General features: G+C 68.4%; 1 protein-coding gene. It reads left to right on the forward strand.

Annotated elements, in window-relative coordinates; translation table 11 throughout:
- A partial coding sequence (locus ACQG3P_RS21910; RefSeq protein WP_426806227.1) for a hypothetical protein occupies positions 1-244 on the forward strand: 244 nt, incomplete at both ends.

Raw genomic sequence — 244 nt, forward strand, 5'->3', positions numbered from 1 at the left:
ACTCGGACTATGACGCCGATTACACCGTCCAGAGTTTCCTGACCAGCCGCCTGGCGCAGAGCCTGAACGTGGTCTCCAACGGTGCCGGCGGCTATTCCTGCGGCGACCCGTCGAACGGCTGTATCGCCGCACCGGCGCTGAACTCCAACACCATCGGCGGCAACCTGCCGGCGGACTGGCAGAACTGGGTGTTCGTGCCGGTCGCCGGCGACGCCGGGGCCATGGTCGTCTCGGTGGGCGGCGG

The sequence above is a fragment of the Stenotrophomonas sp. SrG genome (genome assembly GCF_050031795.1).
GTDB classification, from domain to species: Bacteria; Pseudomonadota; Gammaproteobacteria; order Xanthomonadales; family Xanthomonadaceae; genus Stenotrophomonas; species Stenotrophomonas rhizophila_A.